This is a genomic window from Pseudomonas sp. MD330_10 (genome assembly GCF_042610415.1).
Taxonomy (GTDB): Bacteria; Pseudomonadota; Gammaproteobacteria; order Pseudomonadales; family Pseudomonadaceae; genus Aquipseudomonas; species Aquipseudomonas rhodesiae.
The window spans coordinates 128,534-151,874 of record NZ_JBHGZU010000002.1 but is presented as its reverse complement, the minus strand read 5'-3'; the positions used below and the strand labels follow the sequence as shown (position 1 = coordinate 151,874).

The window sequence follows — 23,341 nt, the reverse complement described above, 5'->3', positions numbered from 1 at the left end:
TGCCGCCTGTCAGTTGCTGACTGAGCCTATTACGGTTTGTAGGAAATGTAGTGGCTAAGACAAACAAAGCGGTGTTTTGACTCAATATGTAGTGCCAAAACGCGTGGGGTTTTCGGAGGGTTACGGACAAGTCGCCCAAGGCGTTCCAATGGTGGCCTTCTGGAAGCCGCGTATTTACTGGGCTGCAGCGGGGTCGCTTTTTTTCGCAAGGCCTTTTTGTTGTGGTCGGCGCATTGCTCCGAGGGCGGTCGGGCGTCATAATGTAGCCCCTTTTTTCAGCCCCTACATGTGGAAGGTTCCCGTGACTCAGAAGCCCGACCAGTGTCTTGGTGAATGGATCGATCGTGAAGCACTCGCAGAAGCGATGATCCCGCTCATCGGTCAGCTCTACCGCAATAACAATGTGGTGAGTTCGATCTATGGCCGCAGCCTGATCAACCAGTCAGTCATCGCGATTCTCAAGGCACATCGCTTTGCTCGCCATCGTTCTGCCGACGACAGCGAACTCTCCGTCCACGAAACATTCCCCCTGCTCAAGGCCATGAGCGAGCTCAAGCTCGGCGCGGCTTCGGTAGACCTGGGCAAATTGGCCTACAAATTCCGTACCGAAGCCAACGGCCGTAGCGCCGAGCAGTTCGTGCGTGAGGAAATGGCCGATGTGGTTGGCCAGCAAAACGCCGCCGCTCGCAAGGGCACCGACGTCGTGCTGTATGGCTTTGGCCGTATCGGCCGCCTGCTGGCGCGCATCCTGATCGAAAAAACCGGTGGCGGCGACGGCCTGCGTCTGCGTGCCATCGTGGTGCGCAAAGGCGCCGAGAACGACCTGACCAAGCGCGCCAGCCTGCTGCGTCGCGATTCGGTCCACGGCCCGTTCAACGGCACCATCGTCATCGACGAAGAAAACAACACCATTACCGCCAACGGTAACCTGATCCAGGTGATCTACGCGAAGAACCCGACTGAGGTGGACTACACCCAGTACGGCATCAAGGACGCCCTGCTGGTGGATAACACCGGTGTATGGCGTGATGCCGAGGGCCTGGGCCAGCACTTGCAGTGCCCAGGTATCGCTCGCGTTGTTCTGACCGCGCCTGGCAAGGGCAAGCTCAAGAACATCGTGCACGGCATCAACCACGCTGAAATCACCGCTGACGATAAGATCGTGTCTGCCGCGTCCTGCACCACCAACGCCATCGTGCCGGTGCTCAAGGCCGTCAACGACAAGTTCGGCATCGTGAATGGTCACGTTGAAACCGTTCACTCGTACACCAACGACCAGAACCTGATCGACAACTTCCACAAAGGCGATCGCCGTGGTCGTAGCGCCGCGTTGAACATGGTGATCACCGAGACCGGTGCCGCCACCGCCGCTGCCAAGGCCCTGCCTGAATTGGCCGGCAAGCTGACCGGCAACGCGATCCGTGTTCCTACGCCTAACGTGTCGATGGCTATTCTCAACCTGAACCTTGAGAAAGCCGCTACCCGCGAAGAGATGAACGAGTACCTGCGCTACATGGCGCTGCACTCCGATCTGCACAAGCAAATCGACTTCGTCAATTCTCAGGAAGTGGTGTCCACCGACTTCGTCGGCTCGCGCCACGCCGGTGTGGTGGACGCAGAAGCGACCATCACCCAGGACAACCGCGTTGTGCTGTACGTGTGGTACGACAACGAGTTCGGTTACAGCTGCCAGGTGGTGCGTGTGATGGAAGACATGGCCGGGGTCAACCCGCCTGCGTTTCCGCGCTAAGCCTCTGCGCTGAATGAAAAAAAGCCCCGACTGGTTCGGGGCTTTTTTGTGGCTGGGTTTTGTGTGGCCTGGGGTGCCTGATCGGGGGCCCCCTCCCACAGTTTGATTTGTGAATATATTCAAAGGTGGGAGGGAGCTTGCCCCCGATAGTGGTGGTGCAGCCGACACATCAATTCAGCAATCGATCCCGCAAACTGTCCGACAACCCCCCAGGCGCGAGCCAGATGCCTAGGTAGGCCCTCGCCAGTTCATCATCAACACTGCTGAACACCACCTGCCCATTGATCTCCAGCTTCAAACCGCGACCGGGATGAAAATCCAGGGCATAACGATCACCGTTGCGGATGTCGCGAAAACTGGCGTGCAATTTATCCAGTTCCGGCTTTAATCGAGCGTTGGCGTGTTGGCGCGCCAGGGTGGTCGTGGCGGCCTTGATCACGTCACTGCGGTCGATGTCGCGAAAGTAATACAGCGTCAGGCGCAGGGCTTTCTGCTGGTCCCAGGCGTGCCTTGCGCTGAGCCCTGCCGGGGCATACAGCGCTGCGGCATACACGTCTGCCCACAGATAATTGAGCACCGCCTGGTTTTTTCGCGTCAGTCCTTCGACCTGTGCCGGGAAGCCAGCTTGCTTAAGGCGCTGCGCATCGCTGGCGTGCGCCGTGATCGACACCATCAGCATTAAACAAAACAATAGTTGTCGCATAATGGGCTCATCCTGAAATCGGCGCTGATTTGCGTCCTGTAGTATGGCAAGACTGGCCTATGACGCGACCAAGGGTTAATGTGCGCGGCGTTGAGCCTTATATAGACTGTGCCCCGGTTCACACACTTGAGCCAAATTGTCCTTCATGACCGCTGGCCGCGGCATGATTTAGCCCGGCGTCCTACCGTACGCCTGGCCTGTTCTGAGGAGTACGCATGGCTGTCTACAACTACGACGTGGTGGTACTGGGTTCCGGCCCAGCTGGAGAAGGTGCGGCGATGAACGCCGCGAAGGCAGGGCGCAAGGTGGCGATGGTCGATAGCCGTCGCCAAGTCGGCGGTAACTGCACCCACCTGGGTACCATCCCGTCCAAGGCCTTGCGTCACTCGGTGCGCCAGATCATGCAGTTCAACACCAACCCGATGTTCCGGGCTATTGGTGAGCCGCGTTGGTTTTCGTTTCCGGATGTGTTGAAAAGCGCCGAGAAAGTCATCTCCAAGCAGGTGGCCTCGCGCACCGGTTACTACGCCCGTAACCGTGTCGACCTGTTCTTCGGCACCGGCAGCTTCGCTGACGAGCAGACCATTGAAGTGGTGTGTTCCAACGGCGTGGTCGAGAAACTGGTGGCCAAGCACATCATCATCGCCACCGGGTCTCGCCCGTATCGCCCGGCGGATATCGATTTCCATCACCCGCGTATCTACGATAGCGACACCATCCTGAGCCTGGGCCACACCCCGCGCAAACTGATCATCTACGGTGCCGGCGTGATCGGCTGTGAATACGCGTCGATCTTCAGTGGCCTGGGTGTACTGGTGGAGCTGGTGGACAACCGCGATCAGTTGCTGAGTTTCCTCGACTCGGAAATTTCCCAGGCGTTGAGTTACCACTTCAGCAACAACAACATCACCGTGCGCCATAACGAAGAGTACGAGCGGGTCGAAGGCCTGGACAACGGGGTGATCCTGCACCTCAAGTCCGGCAAGAAGATCAAGGCCGACGCCTTGCTGTGGTGCAACGGGCGTACCGGCAACACCGATAAGCTGGGCATGGAAAACATCGGGGTCAAGGTCAACAACCGTGGCCAGATCGAAGTGGACGAGAATTACCGTACCTGCGTGGCCAACATCTATGGCGCCGGTGACGTGATCGGCTGGCCGAGCCTGGCCAGTGCCGCCCATGACCAGGGCCGTTCGGCCGCCGGCAGCATCGTCGATAACGGCAGCTGGCGCTACGTGAACGACGTGCCCACCGGCATCTACACGATTCCGGAAATCAGCTCCATTGGTAAGAATGAGCACGAGCTGACCAAGGCCAAGGTGCCCTACGAAGTGGGCAAGGCGTTCTTCAAGAGCATGGCGCGTGCGCAGATCGCCGGTGAGCCGCAAGGCATGCTGAAGATTCTGTTCCACCGTGAAACCCTGGAGGTCCTCGGCGTGCATTGCTTCGGCTATCAGGCGTCGGAGATCGTGCACATCGGTCAGGCCATCATGAACCAGCCGGGAGAGCAAAATACCCTCAAGTATTTTGTGAACACCACCTTCAACTACCCGACCATGGCCGAAGCCTATCGGGTAGCGGCCTACGACGGCCTCAACCGGCTTTTTTGAGCGGCTCCGGCCGGTGGCCTGAGCCGGCCGGGGAGACCGATTTCAGTAATTCCCGAGGGTGGCAGTGGCCAAACCGGGAAAGTCTGTAATCAGGCTATCTACGCCGAAGTCGGCGAGCCTGCGCATCAGCGCGGGTTCGTTGACCGTCCACACGGATACGTGCAAACCCTGGCGCTGGGCTTTGGCCAGGCGCTCGGGTGTGCACAACGTCCAATTCAATGCCAAGTACTCACAACCATAGTTCTGCGCGACCTTCAGCGGGTCGAGCCAGGCGTATTCTGCCACCAGCCCGCGTGACAGGTCCGGGGTGAGTTCCACCGCCGCCTTGAGCACTTCCCTTGAGCTGGACGTAACGGTGACCTTGTCCATCAGGCCGAAGCGCACCGCCATCTCGCGGATCGCCAACACAGTGGTCGCGGCGCGGGTGCGCGAAGCGCTTTTGACTTCCAGTTGCCAGTGATCGAAATCGCATTGTTCGAACAGTTCTTCCAGGCGCGGGATAGGGCAGGGCGAGACCCAGCCCGGGCCGCCCTTGCGCGCGTCCATTTTCACCAGGTCGGCCGCCGAATACTCGACCACCTTGCCGCGCCGGTCGGCGGTGCGCTTGAGGGTCGGGTCGTGGATGACCATCAGCTCGCCATCCATGGACAGGTGCAGGTCCAGTTCGCAGCGGCGTACGCCGTGCTTGAGGCATTGCTGAAAGCTGGTCAGGGTGTTTTCCGGTGCTTCGCCTTTGGCGCCGCGATGGCCGTAAATCAGGGTCACAGTTGCTCCTTTTCGCCAGGTCGTCCGGCGGGTGTATACGAATTCAGGTGGCCTGGGCGTCGCTTTTTTCCCGCGCCAGGCGCCGCTCCTGGGCTTGTTTTTGCAGGATGTAGCGCGCCAGCAACTGGCGTTGGGCATCGGTCATGGATTCGAATTCCGTGCCGACGTCGAAGCCGTCGCCCTTGGCTTCGCAATGGGTGACCTTGGCGCGCAGCAACAGGCCCAGCGCCTGGGGCATCAGCACCAGCTTGACCGCCAGGTGGGCACCCACAGTCAAGGATGAGGGGTATTGGAAGTCGATGCCGCCTTCGGAGATGATCACGGGCTGCGGCGCGCCCACTTCGTCCAGCAGGCCGAGCGCCATGACTTGGCTGAGCAGGTCCAGGCGTTTGTTCTGGACTTTGAGGAACGCCGCCAGGCTTCGATCTTTCTCGCTGATCTGGCGCAACAGGTGCTGAGCTTCGAATTCGCTCAGGTGCAATTCACTGAGCAGGTTGAACAGCGGTGAATCATCCAGCAATACTTCCTTGCCCGCTGCTTCAGGGGCAGACAGGCTTTTGATTTGAAGTGCGATCATGTCGTCGATACGGTAGTATTCGCGGCGCTCTTCTTCATCTAATGTCGTCATGGCGAACCCCTGCTGGCGGTAATGGTCTGAGTGTAAAGCTGCTTACCAGACCCCGCCACCGGGACGTCTTCTTTTCCTCCGAACAAGCCCCGACATGTTCAGACCTCTCTTCGTATTTATCGGCACGCGTTATACCCGTGCAAAGCGTCGCAATCATTTTGTGTCGTTCATTTCCTTGACCTCGATGATCGGGCTCGCCTTGGGCGTGGTCGTGATGATTGTGGTGCTGTCGGTGATGAACGGTTTCGATCATGAGATGCGCACCCGCGTGCTGGGCATGGTGCCCCACGCGACCATCGAAGCCAGCGAGCCCATCAGCGACTGGCAAAGCCTGGCCGATAAGGTCAAGCAGAACCCCAAGGTCGTGGCCGTTGCGCCGTTCACCCAGATGCAGGGGTTGCTGACCAACGACGGCAAGGTGCAGAAGATCCTGCTTAACGCCATCGACCCGGCCCAGGAACGCAAGGTCTCGATCATCGACCAGTTTATGCTGCAGGGCCGGCTCGACGACCTGGCCCCGGGCAGTTTTGGCATCGTTATCGGTGACAAGGCCGCGGCCAAGCTCGGCGTGGGTATCGGTGACAAGCTCACCTTCGTCGCCCCGGAAGTCACCGTGACCCCGGCCGGCATGTTTCCGCGCATGAAGCGTTTTACCGTGGTCGGCACCTTCCACGTCGGCGCTGGCGAGATCGACGGCTACCTCGGTCTGACCAATCTCACCGACCTGGCGCGCCTGCATCGCTGGCAGCCGGACCAGGTGCAGGGCCTGCGCCTGAAATTCAGTGACTTGTTCGACGCCCCGCGCGGCGCCTGGGAAATTGCCCAGCACCTGGGCGAGTCCGAGTATTACGCCCGCGACTGGACCCGCACCCACGGCAACCTGTACCAGGCCATCCGCATGGAAAAAGCCATGATCGGTCTGCTGTTGCTGCTGATCGTTGCCGTGGCGGCGTTCAACATCATCTCCACTCTGGTGATGGTGGTGAACGACAAAAAAGGCGACATCGCCATCCTGCGCACCCTCGGCGCCACGCCGGGTCAGATCATGGCGATCTTTATGGTGCAGGGCACCGTGATCGGCGTGGTCGGTACCTTGATCGGCACCGCCGTCGGGATCCTTGCTGCGTTGAACGTCAGCGCGGCCATCGCCGCTCTGGAAACCCTGATCGGCCACAAGTTTCTTAACGCCGACGTCTACTTCATCGACTATCTGCCGTCCCAGGTCCAGACCCAGGACGTGTTGATGGTAGGCGGCGCGGCGTTGGTCTTGAGTTTCCTTGCCACCCTGTATCCAGCCTGGCGCGCGGCACGTACCCAGCCAGCACAGGCCTTACGTTATGAGTGAATCGGGCATGAGTGAAAAAGCAATCCTGAGCTGCCGCAACCTGGGCAAATCCTACGAGGAAGGCCCGGAGTCCGTGGTGGTGCTGTCCAACCTGCAGCTTGAACTGCATCCGGGCGAGCGCGTGGCGATCGTCGGCAGTTCCGGTTCCGGCAAAAGTACCTTGCTCAACCTGTTGGGCGGCCTCGATACGCCGTCCCAGGGCAGCGTCTGGTTGGCAGGTGAAGAGTTGTCGGCCCTGGGTGAGAAAGCCCGTGGCCAGTTGCGCAACCGCTCGCTGGGCTTTGTGTATCAGTTTCACCACCTGTTGCCGGAGTTCACCGCTCTGGAAAACGTGTGCATGCCATTGCTGATCGGCAAAACCGCGATCCCCGAGGCCCGTCAACGTGCGACGGCGCTGCTGGAGCGTGTCGGCCTCGGCCATCGCCTGGAGCACAAACCCGCGGAGTTGTCCGGCGGCGAGCGTCAGCGTGTGGCCATTGCCCGTGCCCTGGTGAACAACCCGGGCCTGGTGATGCTCGACGAGCCCACCGGCAACCTTGATTCGCACACTGCCCAGGGCATCAAGGACCTGATGCTGGAACTGAGCACCCAGATGCGCACCGCGTTCCTGGTGGTGACCCATGACATGAGCATGGCCCGGCAGATGGACCGCGTGTTGTACTTGCAGGAAGGTCATCTGGTCGCCATCTGACCTGTTTCAAGCCCGGCGCATGATGCCGGGTTTTCTATTTTTCCAACGGTGCCCGCGAATGTTCAGACCGTTATCGATTTTTATCGGCACGCGCTATACCCGCGCCAAGCGCCGCAACCGTTTTGTCTCGTTTATCTCGATGACCTCGATGATCGGCCTCGCCCTCGGCGTACTGGCGATGATCGTGGTGCTGTCGGTGATGAACGGCTTTCAGCGCGAAATGAGTTCGCGCATTCTCGGCATGGTGCCCCATGCGACCATTGTCGGCGTCAAGCCCATTGACGATTGGCAGCCAGTGGCCGCCGCGGCGATGAAGAACCCGCAGGTCACCGCCGCAGTGCCTTTCACGCAAATGGACGGCATGTTTTCCTATAAGGGTGCCATGCAGCCGATTGAAATCAGCGGCGTCGACCCGGCCCAGGAAGGCAAGGTGTCGATCGTGGCCCAGCATATCGTGCGCGGCAAACTGGAAGACTTGAGGCCCGGCGAGTTCGGCGTGGTGGTCGGTGAGATCACCGCGCGGCGTTTCCGCCTCAATGTGGGCGACAAGCTGACCCTGATCGTGCCGGAACTCAGTAGCGCGCCGGGCGGCATCACCCCGCGCATGCAGCGGTTGAATGTGGTGGGGATCTTCAAGGTAGGCGCCGAGCTGGATGGTTCCATGGCGCTGATCAACATGGCCGACGCTGCCGAGATACAGCATTGGCAGCCGAACCAGGTGCAAAGCGTGCGTCTGGCGGTGAAAGACTTGTACGCGGCACCCAAGGTTTCGGCGGATATCGCCGCCGGGCTGGGCGCGGCCTACAAGGCCGATGATTGGACCCACACCCAGGGCAGCCTGTTCAGCGCCATGAAAATGGAAAAAACCATGATCGGCCTGTTGCTGCTGATGATTGTCGCCGTGGCCGCGTTCAACATCATCGCCACGTTGATCATGGTGGTGAACGACAAGGGCGCGGACATCGCGATCCTGCGCACTATCGGCGCCACGCCGCGGCAGATCATGGCGATTTTCATGGTGCAGGGCACCGTGATCGGCATCGTCGGCACCTTGATCGGCGGCGTACTCGGCGTGATCGCGGCACTGAACGTGAGCGAACTGGTGGGCTGGCTGGAGCGCGTGACCGGACAGCATATCTTCAGTTCGGATGTGTATTTTGTCAGTAACCTGCCCTCCGAGCTGCAGGGCGGCGACGTGCTGCTGATCTGCTCGGCCGGTTTTGTGCTGAGCTTTCTGGCGACGATCTACCCGGCGTATCGCGCGGCGAAGATCGAGCCGGCACATGCGCTGAGATATTCGTAATTATTTGGACCGCTATCGGGGGCAAGCCCCCTCCCACATAAGAACGGCGTTCAAGGTGTGGGAGGGGGCTTGCCTCCGATAGAGCCGGCCCGTCTTGCATCAATTTACCCTGGGCAACTCAATCACAAACCTTGTCACTCCAGCCGCGGATTCACAAAAAATCCGCCCCCCATGGGCTCGCACGATCGACTGGGTAATCGCCAAGCCCAAGCCGGCATGCTCGCTGCTGCCTTCGCGCCGCGCTGGATCTGCCCGGTAGAAGCGGTCGAACAACCTCGGCAGTAACGGCGCCGGGATGCCATCGCCAGTGTTTTCCACCGCCAACCTCACCCCGTGCGCATCCTCAAGCATCGTCACCCGCACTTCGCCCCCGGCCGGGGTGAAGCGCAGCGCGTTGTCCAGCAGGTTCGACAACGCCCGGCGCAACATGCCGCGATCGCCGCGCGTTTGGGCAGCGCCCTCACGCACCAGGCGCACATTGGCGTCTTCGGCCAGCAGCGCAAAAAACTCCAGCAGCGCCTCCACTTCATCCGCCAGCGCCAGGGGCTCGCGCTTGGGCGTGAGCAACCCATGGTCGGCCTTGGCCAGGTACAACATGTCGTTGACCAACTGCGCCATCCATTGCAGTTCTTCCAGGTTGCTGTGCAGCGCCTCGCGATAATCTTCCAGCGGGCGCGGCTGGGTGAGGATGACCTGGGTGTGGGTCAGCAGGTTCGACAGCGGCGTGCGCAGTTCATGGGCGATGTCGGCGGAGAACGCCGAGAGGCGCTGGAATGCGTCATCCAGGCGACCGAGCATGGCATTGAAGGCCTGGGCCAGTTCCGCCAGTTCGGCGGGCATATGTTGCTGGGGCAGGCGTTGGGTAAGGGAGTTGGCCGACACACTGGCCGCGACTTCGCCCATGCGCCGCAGAGGCCGCAACCCGCTGCGCGCAGCCCAGGCGCCGAGCAGGGCGGTGGCCAGTGCCGAGAGGCCGACGGTAAGCCAGATCAACTGTTGCATGCGTTGCAGGAAATGCTGATGGTGGGTGATATCCAGCAGCAGGCTCAGTTGCGGCGAATCGGCCTGGCCCACAATCAGCGGTGTGTTGAGCACCCGATAGTCCGTGCCGGCCAGTCGCAGGCTATGCAGGCCGGGCGATTCCGGCAGGGTCAGGTTCGCTGTGCTGTCAAACCAGCGCTGGCCGGCGGCCGTGATGCGCAGCGCCAGGTCCGGTTGGCGGCTGAGTTCGGCCTGTAAAGGGGCTTGGTGTTGGGCGAACGCCTGCGGGGAATCGACGCCTTGCAGGGTGCCGCGTAGCGCAATCAGTTTGCTGTCTAGCAGTTGCTGGTCCAACTCCAGGAAATGCGCCTCGCTGGCTCGATTGAACAGCACGCCGGCCAACAACGAGACCACCGCAGTACAGGCGGCAAACAACAGCGCCAGGCGACTGGCCAGGGACAGGCGTCGGATCAATTGCTTCGCTCCTCCAGCACATAGCCCATGCCGCGCACGGTGTGGATCAGTTTATTGGGGAAGTTGTCATCGACTTTCAGGCGCAGACGGCGGATCGCCACTTCGATGATGTTGGTATCGCTGTCGAAATTCATGTCCCACACCTGGGAGGCAATCAGCGACTTGGGCAGCACTTCGCCCTGGCGCCGCAGCAGCAATTCGAGCAGGGAGAATTCCTTGGCCGTGAGGTCGATACGTTGGCCGTCGCGTTCGACGCGGCGGCGGATCAGGTCCAGGCGCAGGTCGGCCAACTGCAGCGCAGTCTCCTGGGGCGTGCTGCTACCGCGTCGTAACAGGCTGCGCACGCGGGCCAGCAGTTCGGAGAAGGCGAACGGTTTGACCAAATAATCATCGGCGCCCAGTTCCAGGCCATGCACGCGGTCTTCCACGGCGTCACGCGCGGTGAGGAACAGTACCGGCACTTCCAGGCCGGCGGCACGCACCGCTTGCAGGATTTGCCAGCCGTCGCGGTCCGGCAGCATGACGTCGAGGATCAACAGGTCGTAGTCACCGGACAATGCCAGGTGCTGCCCGGTAGTACCATCGATCGCCAATTCGGTGGTGAAACCTGCCTCGGCCAGGCCCTGGCGCAGGTAGTGGCCGGTTTTCGGTTGGTCTTCGACGATCAGCAGTTTCATGGGCGGCTCTAGGCAACGAGTAACGAAGGGCTTTATACCGTGGGCGCCAGGGCAAAGGCGCAACCTGACAAAGTTGTAATCTAGCAGTCAGCTGGCTGGCAGCGGCGCCATCTTAGAGTGTGTCTCAAGCGGATTACATTTTTTTGGAGAATAGCGATGGCATTGCGTACACCCCTGCTATTGGCGGGCTGCCTGTTGGCGTTGAGCTTCAATGCGCTGGCCGATGGTGCTTCCACCTATGCGTTCGGCCAGCCGGCGCCGGCCGACAAAGCCACGCGTACCGTGGAAGTGACGATGCAGGACATTGCCTACTCGCCAGTATCCATCGATGTAAAGGCCGGTGAGACGGTGCGTTTCGTACTGGTCAACAAAGGCAACCTGCTGCACGAATTCAACCTGGGCGACGCGGCGATGCATGCACAGCACCAGAAGGAAATGTTGCAGATGCAGGCCAGCGGCATGCTCACCGCCACCGGCATGGGAAAAATGGACCACAGCGCCATGGGGCACGGTGGGATGATGAAACATGACGATCCCAACAGCGTGCTGGTGGAGCCGGGCAAGACGGCTGAACTGACGTGGACCTTCAAGCAAGCCACTGGCCTGGAGTTCGCGTGTAACCTACCGGGCCACTATCAGGCCGGCATGGTGGGTAAGGTCAACGTCAGCCAGTGAGCGGCTGAGGCGCAAAGGCGGGGGCAAGGCTGTTAGACTGGCGCGGTTTATTTAGCCAGGTTTCCGCCATGCATCCCGCAGCCGAACATTCGCCGCTGGGCAAGTCCAGTGAATACATCTCCACTTACACTCCGTCGTTGCTGTTCCCGATTCCCCGCGCCGCCAAGTGGGCCGAGCTGGGCCTGAGCGCCGAAACCCTGCCGTACCAAGGCGTGGATTTCTGGAACTGCTTCGAGCTGTCGTGGCTGTTGCCATCGGGCAAACCGGTGGTGGCCATCGGTGAATTCAGCATCCCCGCCGATTCGCCGAACATCATCGAATCCAAGTCTTTCAAGCTGTACCTCAACTCGTTGAACCAGAGTGCTTTTGCCGACAGCCAGAGCCTGGAAGCGACCCTGCGCACCGACCTCAGCGCGGCGGCCGGCAAACCGGTGGGCGTGCGCATCCGCAGCCTGGCCGATGTTGAAGCCGAAGGCGTACAGGCGCTGCCGGGTGTATGCATCGACGATCTGGATATCAAGGTCAGCAGTTACGAGCATCCGCGCCCAGAGCTGCTGCGCTGCGATGCATCGCGCATCGTCGAGGAGAGCGTGCATAGCCATTTGCTCAAGTCCAATTGCCCGGTCACCAGTCAGCCGGACTGGGGCAGCGTGGTGGTGGAGTACCGGGGGGCGGCGCTGGATCACGCCAGTTTGCTGGAATACCTGGTGAGCTTCCGCCAGCACTCGGACTTCCATGAGCAGTGCGTGGAGCGGATTTTCCTGGATGTGCAGCGTTTGCTGAAGCCGGAGAAGCTAACGGTGTATGCACGGTATGTGCGGCGGGGTGGGTTGGACATCAACCCATATCGAAGCACCGAGAATACCCAGTTCTTAAACATGAGGCTCGCGCGTCAGTAAGCCTTTATCCAAAAATACTGTGGGAGCTGGCTTGCCTGCGATTGCGATCTTTCAGTCATTTATCCAGTGACTGATACGTCGGTATCGCAGGCAAGCCAGCTCCCACACTTGGTTTTGGGTTCGGCTTGGGCTCGGGTTAGATGCCCATGCTGCCCAGGGTAGTGACTATATTGCGAAACGCTCCAGCCAGCCCGGGATGACTGGATTCAAACTCGATCGCCGCTTTGTTGAAATCGTCGGCAATGCTGGGTGACTGGGCGCCCGGTTCCATTTGAAGTTGAAAATTCAAATCGGCAACCAGTTTTTCCAGTGCTTGGCGCTTTTCGAGGGGCAAATCTGGATGCTCTTCCAGTTGTTTGCTCACAATATCGGCCTGCTGTTTTAACTTCTCGCGATCAGGCATCACATTCTTCCTTTTATCGATAGGCACTGGCATAGACCGCGGCACGCCGGGAAAGGTCTACGGACTTACTCGTAGATTAATTCACTGGCGGCGACTGTGCATGATCTCGATCAGGGCTTCTCGCCTTTGAGTTGGCGCAGGCTGATGTCCGCCAGGCAGGTGCCGAGTTCGCCGAGGTGATCGATCACCGAGTGCACGCCCAGCCCATACAACGCCACGGTGGCTTTACCGCGCTTGTACTCGCGTTCCTGTTCGCTGAGCGCTTGCCATTGCTCGGGCGCCAGGCCGCACAGCGAGCCGCAGGAGGCCAGGCCGATGGTCCACAGTCCGGCATTCAAGCCTGACTGCAACAGGCGCGGCTCGCCGCTGACCAGTACGCAGCCTTCCAAGCGCTCGATATTCAACTCCATCAAGGCTTGCCAGCAGGCATGGGGCGCCGGCCAGCGGATCGGGGAGGGCGTCGCGGCCTTGAGCCAGCGCGGCAGTACGGCTGCCAATGGCGTGGTCACGGTAGGAGGCAGCTCATCCAACCAGGCGCACGGCACGCCTTGTTCCTTCAGGCTGCGTAGGACGTTCAGAGCGCCTGGGGTGGCTTGGGAGTGTGGCGACGATGAATCGGTGCGCGCCTGGGAACCAAAGTCCACCAGGCAGCCACTCAGGCCGAACAACACGGCAGTCAGGGTAGGAGCGCTGGCGTTGGCAATTTCGGCGTGTGGCATGTCGACGTCCCTGAAATAGCTCAAACGCTATCGAGACGGGATGACAAGGCGATGACAGCTTTATTTAATTGTAGGAATTTTGTCCATTTTGCGTATGTCGTTTCCTAGCGGCTGCCTAATTGGATACTTCCGTCATATACTAACGGCCTTATTCAGGGCATAGCGCCCATGACAGACCATTCAAGGAGCTAAAGCTATGCGCTGGAGCCATTATTTCGCTCAGCTGTCGGTGTGTGCCACTGTGATGCTGGCGCCGTTCGCCGTACAGGCTGCATCGGAAGACGATCCATGGGAAAGCATCAACCGCCCGATCTTCACATTCAACGACACGGTTGATACCTACGCCCTCAAGCCTTTGGCTCAAGGCTATCAGTGGATCACCCCGCAATTTGTCGAAGACGGCATCCATAACTTCTTCCGCAACATCGGCGATGTCGGCAACCTGGCCAACAACGTGCTGCAACTCAAGCCCCATAACGCAGGTGTGGATACGGCCCGTTTGCTGGTCAACACCACATTTGGCGTGCTGGGTTTTATTGATGTCGGCACCAAAATGGGGCTGCAACGCAGTGACGAAGACTTCGGCCAAACCTTGGGTTACTGGGGCGTGGGCAGCGGTCCGTACGTGATGCTGCCGCTGTTGGGGCCTAGTACGCTGCGTGATGCACCGTCCAAGTATGTCGATAGCTACACCCAGCCGTATCGCTATATGAACGATATCGACTGGCGCAACAGCACCATGGGCCTGAACATCATCGACACCCGTGCCAGCTTGCTCGACAGCGAGAAGCTGATCACCGGTGACAAGTACACCTTCATCCGCAATGCTTACCTGCAGAACCGCGAGTTCAAGGTTCGAGATGGCAAGGTGGTTGACGACTTTTAAGCTGTGACATATTGAAATGAAAAAGGCGACCTCTATAGGGTCGCCTTTTTTGTGCGCGCTTTTCAGCTCATTTTCAAGATTTTGAGCCCCAGTTTCTGTTGCTCGTCTTGCGCGTTGATCCAAACCACCTCGGTATCGGCTTCAAGACCCTTGAGTGCTGCGTGCTCGGAGTCAATGCGCACGCTCAGCAGGTCACCGACGCTGAATTGACGAGGCGCCTGCACCTGCATACCGGAGCTGGAAAGGTCCAGGCAAACACCTTCAATTTCCTGGCCTGCGTGGATCAAAGACACATTGGTATCCACCCGCATGCGGATGAAATCGCGTTTTTCGGCGTAGTCGCGCTCTCGGTCGCTCATCGGTTTCATCCTTACTTTGTGTTGTGGTCTTGGTTGTTCTTATAACTCCCGGTGATTTGCGGTGTAAAGACGCCCGGCGACCATCGGCATGAGCTTGAAACACCTGGCGGATGGGAGTACCGTCTGCGCCTTAGAAGGGCACCTCTGCTTTACAGTTGTGCGTGGGCCAAAGGCCTATGCTTTGTAGGACAGAGAGGCTAGAAAGCGAATCCAGTAGTATGAGCCCGGCCATTGCCGCGCCGCCTACGCCAACCTAATTCTGGCGCCGTTTGCCCACATGCAAAAAACCAGTGCCACGCTGCTGATAATCGATGACGACGAAGTAGTGCGCGCGAGCCTCGCGGCCTATTTGGAAGACAGTGGCTTCAGCGTCCTGCAGGCCAGTAATGGCCAACAGGGTCTCCAGGTGTTCGAGCGCGATAAGCCCGACCTCGTGATCTGCGACCTGCGCATGCCCCAGATGGGTGGCCTTGAGCTGATTCGCCAAGTCACCGAGCTGGCGCCGCAGACGCCGGTGATTGTGGTGTCCGGCGCTGGCGTGATGAATGATGCCGTCGAAGCCTTGCGCTTGGGCGCCGCCGATTACCTGATCAAACCCCTGGAAGACCTGGCGGTGCTGGAGCACTCGGTACGCCGTGCCTTGGACCGTGCGCGTCTGCTGCTGGAAAACCAGCGCTACCGTGAAAAGCTCGAAACCGCCAACCGCGAGCTGGAAGCCAGCCTGAATCTGCTGCAGGAAGACCAGAACGCCGGTCGTCAGGTACAGATGAACATGCTGCCGGTAAGCCCGTGGACGATCGATGAGTTCCGGTTTGCCCACCAGATCATCCCGTCGCTGTACCTGTCGGGAGATTTTGTCGACTATTTCCGCGTCGATGAGCGCCGCGTTGCGTTCTACCTGGCGGACGTGTCCGGCCACGGTGCTTCATCCGCCTTTGTGACCGTGCTGTTGAAGTTCATGACCACACGACTGTTGTTTGAATCCAAACGCAATGGCACCTTGCCGGAGTTCACTCCGTCACAGGTACTGGGCCACATCAATCGAGGCCTGATCAGCTGCAAGCTGGGCAAGCATGTGACGATGGTCGGCGGCGTAATTGACGAAGAAACTGGTCTTTTGACCTACAGTATCGGCGGTCACCTGCCGATGCCTGTTTTATACACTCCCGACAGTGTGCGTTACCTGGAAGGCCGTGGCCTGCCCGTAGGCTTGTTCAATGAAGCCACCTACGAAGACCATATTCTGGAACTGCCGCCGACGTTCAGTCTTACGCTGATGTCCGACGGCATTTTGGATCTTCTTCCAGAGCCTACACTCAAAGAGAAAGAAGCTGCCTTGCCCCAACGGGTCAAGTCGGCGGGCGGCAGCCTGGATGGCTTGCGGCAGGTTTTTGGATTGGCCACGCTGGGGGAGATGCCGGATGATATCGCCCTACTGGTGTTGAGCAGGAATCTTTGATGAGTACCGGAAGAATCCAATTCGCCGAGCAAGACGGGACGTTTGTCCTGAAGTTTGTCGGTGAAGTGCGCCTGACCTTGTGTTCGGCGCTGGATGCGACGATTGAGCGGATCTTCACTGCGCTGAATTTCTCGGCGATCGTGATCGATCTGACCGAAACCCGCAGTATCGATAGCACCACGCTGGGGCTGCTGGCCAAGCTGTCCATTCTGTCGCGCCAGAAGGTCGGCCTGTTGCCGACGGTGGTGACGACCCACGAGGACATCACCCGTCTATTGCAATCCATGGGCTTCGATCAGGTGTTCAACATCGTCGATCGCCCGATACCTTGCCCGGAATGCCTGACTGACCTGCCCTCTCAGGACCAGTCCGAGGAAGTGGTGCGGGTCAAGGTGCTGGAGGCGCACAAGATCCTGATGGGTCTCAACGAATCCAATCGCGAAGCCTTCCACGATCTGGTCAACGCCCTAGAGCGCCACTGAGCCTCTGCCTAACATTCGCCCCATTGTGGGAGGGGGCTTGCCCCCGATAACGCAGTGCCAATCAATGTATCTTCCACTGTTGAAATGACATCGGCCTGAGACATCGACACAAAAAAAGGCGGTACCCTCACAGGTACCGCCCTTTTTGTCGCCTCCGCCGTTTACAGCTTAGCGGACAGCAGCGCCTCCAGCTTCTCCTGGTCCCGCGCAAACTGGCGAATACCTTCGGCCAGTTTCTCGGTTGCCATCGCATCCTCGTTGGACTCCCAACGGAACTGCGCTTCAGTCATATGCACGCGCGCCTCGCCCGCATGGCCTGGCGACAACTTACGCTCCAACTTGCCTTCATCCGCCGCCAACTTTTCCAACAAGTCCGGGCTGATGGTCAGGCGATCACAGCCGGCCAGTTCTTCGATCTGGCTCAGATTGCGGAAGCTCGCGCCCATGACCACGGTTTTGTAGCCATTGGCCTTGTAGTAGTTGTAGATGCGCGTCACCGACTGCACACCTGGATCGTCGGCGCCGGTGTAGTCATTGCCATTGGCTTTCTTGTACCAGTCGTAGATGCGGCCCACGAACGGCGAAATCAGGAACACACCGGCTTCGGCACAGGCCACAGCCTGAGCGAAGGAGAACAGCAGCGTCAGGTTGGTCTGGATGCCTTCTTTTTCCAGCTTTTCCGCAGCGCGAATGCCTTCCCAGGTGGAGGCGATTTTGATCAGCACACGGTCACGGCCAACGCCGGCTTTTTCGTACAGGTCGATCAGACGGTGCGCACGCTTGAGTATCGCGCCTTCGTCGAACGACAAACGGGCGTCCACCTCGGTGGAAATACGGCCCGGTACCACTTTGAGAATCTCTTGACCCACCGCCACCGCAAACCGGTCGCTGGCCAGGCCTACGTCGCCGTTGCAGTCCTGCACACATTCATCCAACAGCTTGGCATAGCCTGGAATCGATGCGGCCTTGAGCAGCAGGGAAGGGTTGGTGGTGGCATCCTGCGGCTTGAGCTTGGCGAGCGTGGAAAAATCGCCGGTATCGGCTACGACGGTGGTGAACTGCTTGAGTTGTTCCAGCTTGGAAGTCATGGGCGTGCTCTGTCCTATGGGTCTGATGACATTACCCGAGCGCCAACAAGCGCTCAAGGGCGCAAATGCGTTCGATCGTTTGCGAGGGCAACAACCTGAAAACAGCCGTTTGAATTACCGGCCGTGGTGATCAATAGGAGGACAAAAGCGCTCGCAGGTTCAACCCAACTGCCCGAATACCTGCTGACGAAACCAGGTCAAAATGTGGGAGGGGGCTTGCCCCCTATAGCAGCGCCAGCCAATCCACGCTTGGCTGCCCCCTGCAAGCAATCCCATCAACGCCCTTCCAGCAGAGCCCCAGCCTGATCCAGCAACGCCAGCGGATCCGCCGCCTTATGAATATCCACCGACAACAACTGCCTGAACTTGCGTGCCCCAGGGAAACCGGTGCCCAAGCCCAGCACATGCCGAGTAATGTGATGCATCGTCCCACCACTCGCCAGATGCTCAGCAATATAGGGGCGCAACTGCGCTAGCGCCTGGGCACGACTAATCACCGGCACCTCGCTGCCAAACAACTGCTGATCCACCTCCGCGAGCAGATAGGGATTGTGATATGCCTCACGTCCGAGCATCACCCCATCGAACGTCTGCAAATGCTCCTGGCACTGCTCAAGCGTCTTGATCCCACCATTGAGCACGATCTCCAACGCCGGAAAATCCTGCTTCAACTGCGCCGCCACGTCATAGCGTAACGGTGGAATGTCGCGGTTTTCCTTCGGCGACAAGCCTTCAAGAATCGCAATCCGCGCATGCACCGTAAAACTGGTGCAGCCTGCCTCGTTCACGGTCCCGACGAAATCACACAACTGGGCATAGCTGTCGCGGCCGTTGATACCGATGCGATGCTTGACCGTCACCGGAATCGACACTGCATCACGCATCGCCTTCACACAATCGGCCACCAGCGCCGGATGCGCCATCAGGATCGCGCCGATCATATTGTTCTGCACACGGTCGCTGGGGCAGCCGACGTTCAGATTCACCTCATCGTAACCAGCCGCCTCGGCCATGCGCGCACAGGCCGCCAAATCGGCGGGAACACTGCCGCCCAGTTGAAGCGCCAGCGGGTGCTCGGCTTCGTTGTGGCGCAGGAAGCGCTCGTGATCGCCATGCAGGATCGCACCGGTGGTGACCATCTCGGTGTAGAGCAGGGCGTGCTTGGAGAGCAGGCGTAGGAAGAACCGGCAGTGGCGGTCGGTCCAATCCATCATAGGTGCAACGCTAAAGCACCGAGACAGTGCGGGGCTTGATTTTGCTGGGCTAAAGCTCTGTTTATCTAGCATTTTACTCAACGTGTTCTTGGCGTGTTTTAGGGCGTTTTCAGGCGTTTTTCAGGGCTCGGTGGTACGATGTACCACCTCAAAATTGACGCGTACCACTTTCGATATGGCGACTATCAGGGCAAGAAAACTGGCGGATGGGACTGTGAGCTATACGGCTCAGATCCGCATCAAGCGCGACGGAGTGCAAGTCTACCAAGAGAGCCAGACATTCGCCCGGAAACAGGCAGCCCAGGCGTGGACGCGCAAGCGCGAATCGGAGCTGGACCAGCCTGGTGCTATCGAGCGGGCGAGTCGGCAGGGCGTCACCGTCAAAGAAATGATCGAGCAGTACCTGCGGGAAGTGGAAAAGGCCCGGCCGTTGGGCAAAACCAAGAAGGCCACGCTCGAAGCCATCGGTAAGATGGATATCGGCAAACTGAACGATACCGACGTTACCACCCAATGCCTGGTCGACTTCGCACTCTGGCGAATGAGCCGAGAGGGTGGCGGGGTTCAGCCACAAACCGCCGGCAACGACTTGGCGCACCTCGGCGCTGTCCTGGCCATCGCCAAAGATGCTTGGGGCTACCAGGTCGATCCGCTCGCCATGGGCGGTGCCAGGCGTGTGCTGCGCAAGCTGGGTTACAACCTGAAAAGCCGGGAGCGTGACCGCCGGCCGACCTTGGACGAGTTGGGAAAGGTGCTGACGCACTACCAGGCCATGCAGGCCAGGCGCCCGACCGCCATCAATATGTTGAAAGTCGTGGGGTTTGCCCTGTTTTCCACACGCCGCCTGGATGAAATAACCCGTATTCGCTGGGCGGACGTCGACGAGCCTGGTCAGCGGGTGCTGGTGCGCGATATGAAGAACCCCGGCCAGAAGATTGGCAACGATGTTTGGTGTTTCCTGCCGGACGAGGCGTGGCAGATCCTCCAGACAATGCCAAAAGCTGGCGACGACATATTCCCCTACAGCCCTGAATCAATCTCGACGTCCTGGGCGAAAGCCTGCAAATTCCTGGAAATTGCAGATCTGCACTTTCACGACCTTCGGCATGAAGGTGTCAGTCGTCTGTTTGAAATGGATTGGGACATTCCGCGGGTCGCGAGTGTTTCCGGGCACCGGGATTGGAACTCTATGCGGCGATACACCCACCTGCGTGGCAAGGGTGACCGATATGTGGGGTGGGAGTGGCATGAAAAGATATTGAGGGCGCCCGTCCAACTGGGCGCCGCATCAATGAAGTGGCTCAAACGGCGGGTTTTAACCCGTTGAGTTGGTTGTGCTCTTTAACCGCGGCGGCGCGCTGCAGGTCGAGGTAGACGGCCAGGTCGGTGATGTGGACGCCCTTGGCAGACTTCTGGCTCGGCTCCAGGCGGGTAATTGGCAGCTTGATCTGACCACTCATCACCTTGCGCTGGAACATGTCCGGTGTCAGATGTGTGAAGTAATCCCGACACACCAACTCCAGCGAGATAATCGCTTGGCCGTCGTATTGGGCCATAAGAATGAAGGCTGTATTCATATCTAAACTCCCGGACGGCCTTTGAAGGCGAGCCAAATGTAGTGGCGACCTTTGGCGGTAACCTTGATTTTTCCCGACTGCTTGTTCCAGTTGATCAAGCGAAGCTCTTGCAGAATTGTGGTAAGCGTGTGCCCCTGGTGCCAGCCGGCCAGTGCTTTAATGCACCCCTGGGCCAATAGGCCACGGTAGTCGTTGTGCCCGAAGTTGGTACCCTGGAATGTCCCCAGCATCTGTTCATCAGTCACAAGGTCGGTGATGGCGTTAACAGCTGGGTCACGCCGGTAGCATTTATGTGTCATTGCTATCCCCTCACATCCGAAACGATTGATGAATGAACGCCGGCTTGGCTTGTTGCCTAACGCTTTGCTCGCTGTCCGACTGGACCTCGCACACAAATCGGTGTCGATTACGGTTGGGCGCCGTCAGGGCCTCGGTCAGGCCTGGCACTGCACCGATGCATTGCTCGTATGCATCTGGTCCCTGCCAGAGTTGAGCCGGCAACACCTGGCAATCTGTGCGGGTTGCGTCTGAGCACAGGTACAGCAGGAGAAGGGCGGTCATAGCGCTACCTCCCGCTGTGCCACGCTCAGGGCAATCGCTACCGGCTGCACCCACACCGGCATGCTGTTGAGCATGAAAGTTTCGCCGGCCCCGGCCAGCAACAGGGTGATGCCCATCACATGGGCGATTGCTTCGGCAGCTGCCGGTGGAACTGCGTTCCCGATCCGCTCTCGCCATGCCTGATCACTCAGGCCGTCCAGTTCAAACCACTCCTCAGGATCAACCAGACTTTGCAGCGCGGCCAGCTCCAGCGTGGTGAATGGCCGGTGCCAGGTGCCGTCGAGGCTTTCGATAACGCAGGTCAGCCGCTCGTTGGCTTCCGGCATGCGTGGGTCAGCGACGGACCACCGCCCATTGTCCTGGCGGGCACTGGCTGAAACCGCGCCGCACTGGTCGCTCCAACCCACAACGCCGTAATGGCCGCCGGTTAGGTAGGCATCGCCCTTGGTGCGCTTCATGCCTGGGCGTGGGTCTTGAACAGCGAAAGCGCCCTGGCCGGTGGTGCTTCCAGAAATTACCGTCCGCGAGGTGCCGTCCCACTGGGCCACGTTGTACTTGGCGTGCCCAATGCCAGGGTCGCGGGGGTCAGCAACGCTGAATGTCCCTTGCCCGGGTGACTTGACGCCGATCACTGCACCGCTCGTCTCATCCCAACGGCGGACGCCGTACTGCTGGTATTGCAGGGCGCCGGCCCTGGCTCGTGGATCCGCTACCGAAAACTTGCCGTTGGTTGGGCCGCTGCGTGCGGCGACGGTACCGGCGGTTTCGCTCCAATCGTGAACACCAAGGAAGCCATCCCGGAACTGGGGAACAATGACCAGGTCGCGCAGGTAACCGTCCTCGATCGCTAAATCATTCAGGCAGCGCCAGTCCTTTCCAGCTTCGACAAGGGCGAGGCGAACCCACGTTTTCCATTGCAGCGCCGGCACCCGGTGCATTGGTCCAGCGGCGGCAACATCACCAGCCATTGGCATGCGGCCCAGGATCGAACCCACAGACTTGAGCGACTTTTTCTCTGGCTCATACAGGAAGGGCGGCACCTTTTCGATGTGCCTGGCCACCAGCAAGAAACGCTTGCGGCTCTGGGCCAGGCCGCCAATGACGCCACAGTCGTGCGTGGTTTCTGCAACTGCATAACCGTAGTGGTTCAACAGCTTGTTGATCTGGTCCAGCAGATGTCGGCCGCGGGTGGCTAGGCGCGGTACGTTCTCGAAAACAATCAACGATACCGGGTCATCCTTCCAGGCTTCGCACATCAACCACACGCAGCGCAGCGTCAATTCGTTGAGGGCCTGGTACTTCGGGGTCAGGCTCATGGTTTCGGACAGCAAACCCGAGGCGCCTTTGCACGGGCTGGAGATAAACACCGCGTCAGGACGCTGGTAGCCGGCAGCCTTGCGTACATCGTCGGGGCCAGCCTCAACCCAGCCAGGCGGTGGTGGCTTGCCGTGAAACGCGGTGTACATGCTGAGGGTGAACAGGTCCATCAGCGTGCCAGAAACACCAGACAGCCGTTGGAAGTCACGCAACCCGGCCGGGTCAACGTCAATGCCGCCAATGCATTGCCATTCCGCTTGCATGTTGCCCACCACGGGCTTGGCGTTGTTGAACCCTTTGGCGCCGCCGCCGAGGCCGCAGCAGAAGTGAAAGTGCTTAAAAACACGCTTATGCATGTTGCACCTCCCGCAATGCGAAGACGGTGACGCTGTGTTTCAGGTTGGGGCTATTACGCAGGTTGCGTTTGATCCGTTTGAGCTGTTGCGCTCTTTCTGGCCCGTAATCGTCACTGAGCACTACGAGATTCAGTTTTGACGCACACATGAGCAGATTCACCAGCTCACAATATTTCATCGCACCGTACGGAACCGTCGCAACGCTACGCCCGTTGGCTTTGAGTTGCTGCTCAATCTCGAACAGTTTCGTGGAGCGGTAGTCCGCCCGATTGATGTCGACGTAAACGATATGTAGGGCTGGGGGTTCAGCTTTGTCGAGGCGGGCCATTGCGCTAGACACGATGTCGTCGATTGACCAATTGTCAGTGGGAGCCTGTGTGCTGTCAGTGGCTGGGTGCTGGGTTTGCATGGTGCTTCTC

At 59.4% G+C, this 23,341-nt stretch carries 24 protein-coding genes; 11 read left to right on the top strand and 13 right to left on the bottom strand.

Annotated elements, in window-relative coordinates; translation table 11 throughout:
* Positions 1–286 precede the first annotated feature (286 nt).
* Positions 287–1,750: a glyceraldehyde-3-phosphate dehydrogenase gene (locus ACFZPT_RS03795; RefSeq protein WP_034096484.1), complete on the top strand. Its 1,464-nt coding sequence runs from the start codon at positions 287–289 to the stop codon at positions 1,748–1,750.
* 169 nt (positions 1,751–1,919) lie between these two features.
* Here ACFZPT_RS03795 and ACFZPT_RS03790 read toward each other — a convergent pair whose 3' ends face one another.
* Positions 1,920–2,453: a chalcone isomerase family protein gene (locus tag ACFZPT_RS03790; RefSeq protein ID WP_040267645.1), complete on the bottom strand. Its 534-nt coding sequence runs from the start codon at positions 2,451–2,453 to the stop codon at positions 1,920–1,922.
* Between the two features lie 215 nt (positions 2,454–2,668).
* On the opposite strand from ACFZPT_RS03790, the gene sthA reads away from it, so the two are divergent.
* The gene (gene sthA, locus ACFZPT_RS03785; RefSeq protein WP_034096486.1) at positions 2,669–4,063 is read left to right on the top strand and encodes a Si-specific NAD(P)(+) transhydrogenase; all 1,395 of its coding nucleotides are present in this window, start codon (positions 2,669–2,671) and stop codon (positions 4,061–4,063) included.
* Between the two features lie 42 nt (positions 4,064–4,105).
* Here sthA and ACFZPT_RS03780 read toward each other — a convergent pair whose 3' ends face one another.
* Both ACFZPT_RS03780 and ACFZPT_RS03775 read right to left on the bottom strand, forming a co-directional pair.
* Positions 4,106–4,828, bottom strand: a complete 723-nt coding sequence (locus tag ACFZPT_RS03780) for a glycerophosphodiester phosphodiesterase family protein (protein ID WP_034096487.1) — start codon at positions 4,826–4,828, stop codon at positions 4,106–4,108.
* A gap of 43 nt (positions 4,829–4,871) precedes the next feature.
* Positions 4,872–5,456 (bottom strand): PilZ domain-containing protein, encoded by a 585-nt coding sequence (locus tag ACFZPT_RS03775; protein ID WP_034112467.1) that lies wholly within the window; start codon positions 5,454–5,456, stop codon positions 4,872–4,874.
* Between the two features lie 94 nt (positions 5,457–5,550).
* Here ACFZPT_RS03775 and ACFZPT_RS03770 point away from each other — a divergent pair, with 94 nt between their 5' ends.
* The 3 genes from ACFZPT_RS03770 to ACFZPT_RS03760 are packed head-to-tail and all read left to right on the top strand — an operon-like array spanning position 5,551 to position 8,795.
* On the top strand, positions 5,551–6,801 hold the full coding sequence (locus tag ACFZPT_RS03770) for a lipoprotein-releasing ABC transporter permease subunit (RefSeq protein WP_034096489.1): 1,251 nt from the start codon (positions 5,551–5,553) through the stop codon (positions 6,799–6,801).
* A gap of 7 nt (positions 6,802–6,808) precedes the next feature.
* Entirely contained in the window at positions 6,809–7,492 is a 684-nt protein-coding gene (gene lolD, locus ACFZPT_RS03765) for a lipoprotein-releasing ABC transporter ATP-binding protein LolD (protein WP_379554973.1), read from the top strand.
* 58 nt (positions 7,493–7,550) lie between these two features.
* Positions 7,551–8,795 (top strand): lipoprotein-releasing ABC transporter permease subunit, encoded by a 1,245-nt coding sequence (locus ACFZPT_RS03760; protein ID WP_034096490.1) that lies wholly within the window; start codon positions 7,551–7,553, stop codon positions 8,793–8,795.
* Between the two features lie 99 nt (positions 8,796–8,894).
* On the opposite strand, the gene ACFZPT_RS03755 is transcribed toward ACFZPT_RS03760, so the two are convergent.
* Positions 8,895–10,250: a heavy metal sensor histidine kinase gene (locus ACFZPT_RS03755; protein ID WP_034096491.1), complete on the bottom strand. Its 1,356-nt coding sequence runs from the start codon at positions 10,248–10,250 to the stop codon at positions 8,895–8,897.
* Positions 10,247–10,927 (bottom strand): heavy metal response regulator transcription factor, encoded by a 681-nt coding sequence (locus ACFZPT_RS03750; protein ID WP_034096492.1) that lies wholly within the window; start codon positions 10,925–10,927, stop codon positions 10,247–10,249. The genes ACFZPT_RS03755 and ACFZPT_RS03750 overlap by 4 nt, the downstream gene beginning before the upstream one ends.
* A 156-nt stretch (positions 10,928–11,083) precedes the next feature.
* On the opposite strand from ACFZPT_RS03750, the gene ACFZPT_RS03745 reads away from it, so the two are divergent.
* Together ACFZPT_RS03745 and queF are read left to right on the top strand one after the other, a co-directional pair.
* Positions 11,084–11,602 (top strand): plastocyanin/azurin family copper-binding protein, encoded by a 519-nt coding sequence (locus ACFZPT_RS03745; RefSeq protein ID WP_099312549.1) that lies wholly within the window; start codon positions 11,084–11,086, stop codon positions 11,600–11,602.
* Positions 11,603–11,670: 68 nt separating this feature from the next.
* Positions 11,671–12,501 (top strand): NADPH-dependent 7-cyano-7-deazaguanine reductase QueF, encoded by an 831-nt coding sequence (gene queF / locus ACFZPT_RS03740; RefSeq protein ID WP_040267650.1) that lies wholly within the window; start codon positions 11,671–11,673, stop codon positions 12,499–12,501.
* A gap of 136 nt (positions 12,502–12,637) precedes the next feature.
* Here the strand turns inward: queF and ACFZPT_RS03735 are convergent, their stop codons facing one another.
* The gene (locus ACFZPT_RS03735; RefSeq protein WP_034096495.1) at positions 12,638–12,904 is read right to left on the bottom strand and encodes a DUF4404 family protein; all 267 of its coding nucleotides are present in this window, start codon (positions 12,902–12,904) and stop codon (positions 12,638–12,640) included.
* Positions 12,905–13,014: 110 nt separating this feature from the next.
* On the bottom strand, positions 13,015–13,623 hold the full coding sequence (locus ACFZPT_RS03730; protein WP_034096496.1) for a hypothetical protein: 609 nt from the start codon (positions 13,621–13,623) through the stop codon (positions 13,015–13,017).
* 196 nt (positions 13,624–13,819) lie between these two features.
* Between ACFZPT_RS03730 and ACFZPT_RS03725 the strand changes: the two genes are divergently transcribed.
* Positions 13,820–14,509, top strand: coding sequence for a VacJ family lipoprotein (locus ACFZPT_RS03725; protein ID WP_034096497.1), 690 nt, complete (start codon positions 13,820–13,822; stop codon positions 14,507–14,509).
* A 62-nt stretch (positions 14,510–14,571) separates the two neighbouring features.
* Here ACFZPT_RS03725 and ACFZPT_RS03720 read toward each other — a convergent pair whose 3' ends face one another.
* The gene (locus ACFZPT_RS03720; RefSeq protein WP_047882761.1) at positions 14,572–14,868 is read right to left on the bottom strand and encodes a PilZ domain-containing protein; all 297 of its coding nucleotides are present in this window, start codon (positions 14,866–14,868) and stop codon (positions 14,572–14,574) included.
* Positions 14,869–15,145: 277 nt separating this feature from the next.
* On the opposite strand from ACFZPT_RS03720, the gene rssB reads away from it, so the two are divergent.
* Together rssB and rssC are read left to right on the top strand one after the other, a co-directional pair.
* Positions 15,146–16,327, top strand: a complete 1,182-nt coding sequence (rssB, locus tag ACFZPT_RS03715) for a two-component system response regulator RssB (protein ID WP_034096499.1) — start codon at positions 15,146–15,148, stop codon at positions 16,325–16,327.
* Complete coding sequence (rssC, locus tag ACFZPT_RS03710; protein WP_003172602.1) at positions 16,327–16,809, top strand: anti-sigma factor antagonist RssC; 483 nt, start codon at positions 16,327–16,329, stop codon at positions 16,807–16,809. Before rssB ends, rssC begins: the two co-directional genes overlap by 1 nt.
* Before the next feature lie 161 nt (positions 16,810–16,970).
* Here the strand turns inward: rssC and tal are convergent, their stop codons facing one another.
* Positions 16,971–17,897 carry a transaldolase gene (gene tal / locus ACFZPT_RS03705; protein WP_034096500.1) on the bottom strand — a complete coding sequence of 309 codons (927 nt, stop codon included), beginning with the start codon at positions 17,895–17,897 and terminating at the stop codon, positions 16,971–16,973.
* 275 nt (positions 17,898–18,172) lie between these two features.
* Positions 18,173–19,183, bottom strand: a complete 1,011-nt coding sequence (dusA, locus tag ACFZPT_RS03700; RefSeq protein WP_379554972.1) for a tRNA dihydrouridine(20/20a) synthase DusA — start codon at positions 19,181–19,183, stop codon at positions 18,173–18,175.
* Between the two features lie 103 nt (positions 19,184–19,286).
* On the opposite strand from dusA, the gene ACFZPT_RS03695 reads away from it, so the two are divergent.
* Positions 19,287–20,438: a tyrosine-type recombinase/integrase gene (locus ACFZPT_RS03695; RefSeq protein WP_379554984.1), complete on the top strand. Its 1,152-nt coding sequence runs from the start codon at positions 19,287–19,289 to the stop codon at positions 20,436–20,438.
* On the opposite strand, the gene ACFZPT_RS03690 is transcribed toward ACFZPT_RS03695, so the two are convergent.
* The 3 genes from ACFZPT_RS03690 to ACFZPT_RS03680 form a co-directional block, all read right to left on the bottom strand.
* Positions 20,413–20,688, bottom strand: coding sequence for a pyocin activator PrtN family protein (locus ACFZPT_RS03690; protein WP_096143616.1), 276 nt, complete (start codon positions 20,686–20,688; stop codon positions 20,413–20,415). The two genes, ACFZPT_RS03695 and ACFZPT_RS03690, sit on opposite strands and share 26 nt — an antisense overlap.
* A gap of 557 nt (positions 20,689–21,245) precedes the next feature.
* The gene (locus ACFZPT_RS03685) at positions 21,246–22,922 is read right to left on the bottom strand and encodes a DNA cytosine methyltransferase (protein WP_379554971.1); all 1,677 of its coding nucleotides are present in this window, start codon (positions 22,920–22,922) and stop codon (positions 21,246–21,248) included.
* Positions 22,915–23,331, bottom strand: a complete 417-nt coding sequence (locus ACFZPT_RS03680; protein WP_379554970.1) for a hypothetical protein — start codon at positions 23,329–23,331, stop codon at positions 22,915–22,917. The genes ACFZPT_RS03685 and ACFZPT_RS03680 overlap by 8 nt, the downstream gene beginning before the upstream one ends.
* Between the last annotated feature and the right edge of the window lie 10 nt (positions 23,332–23,341).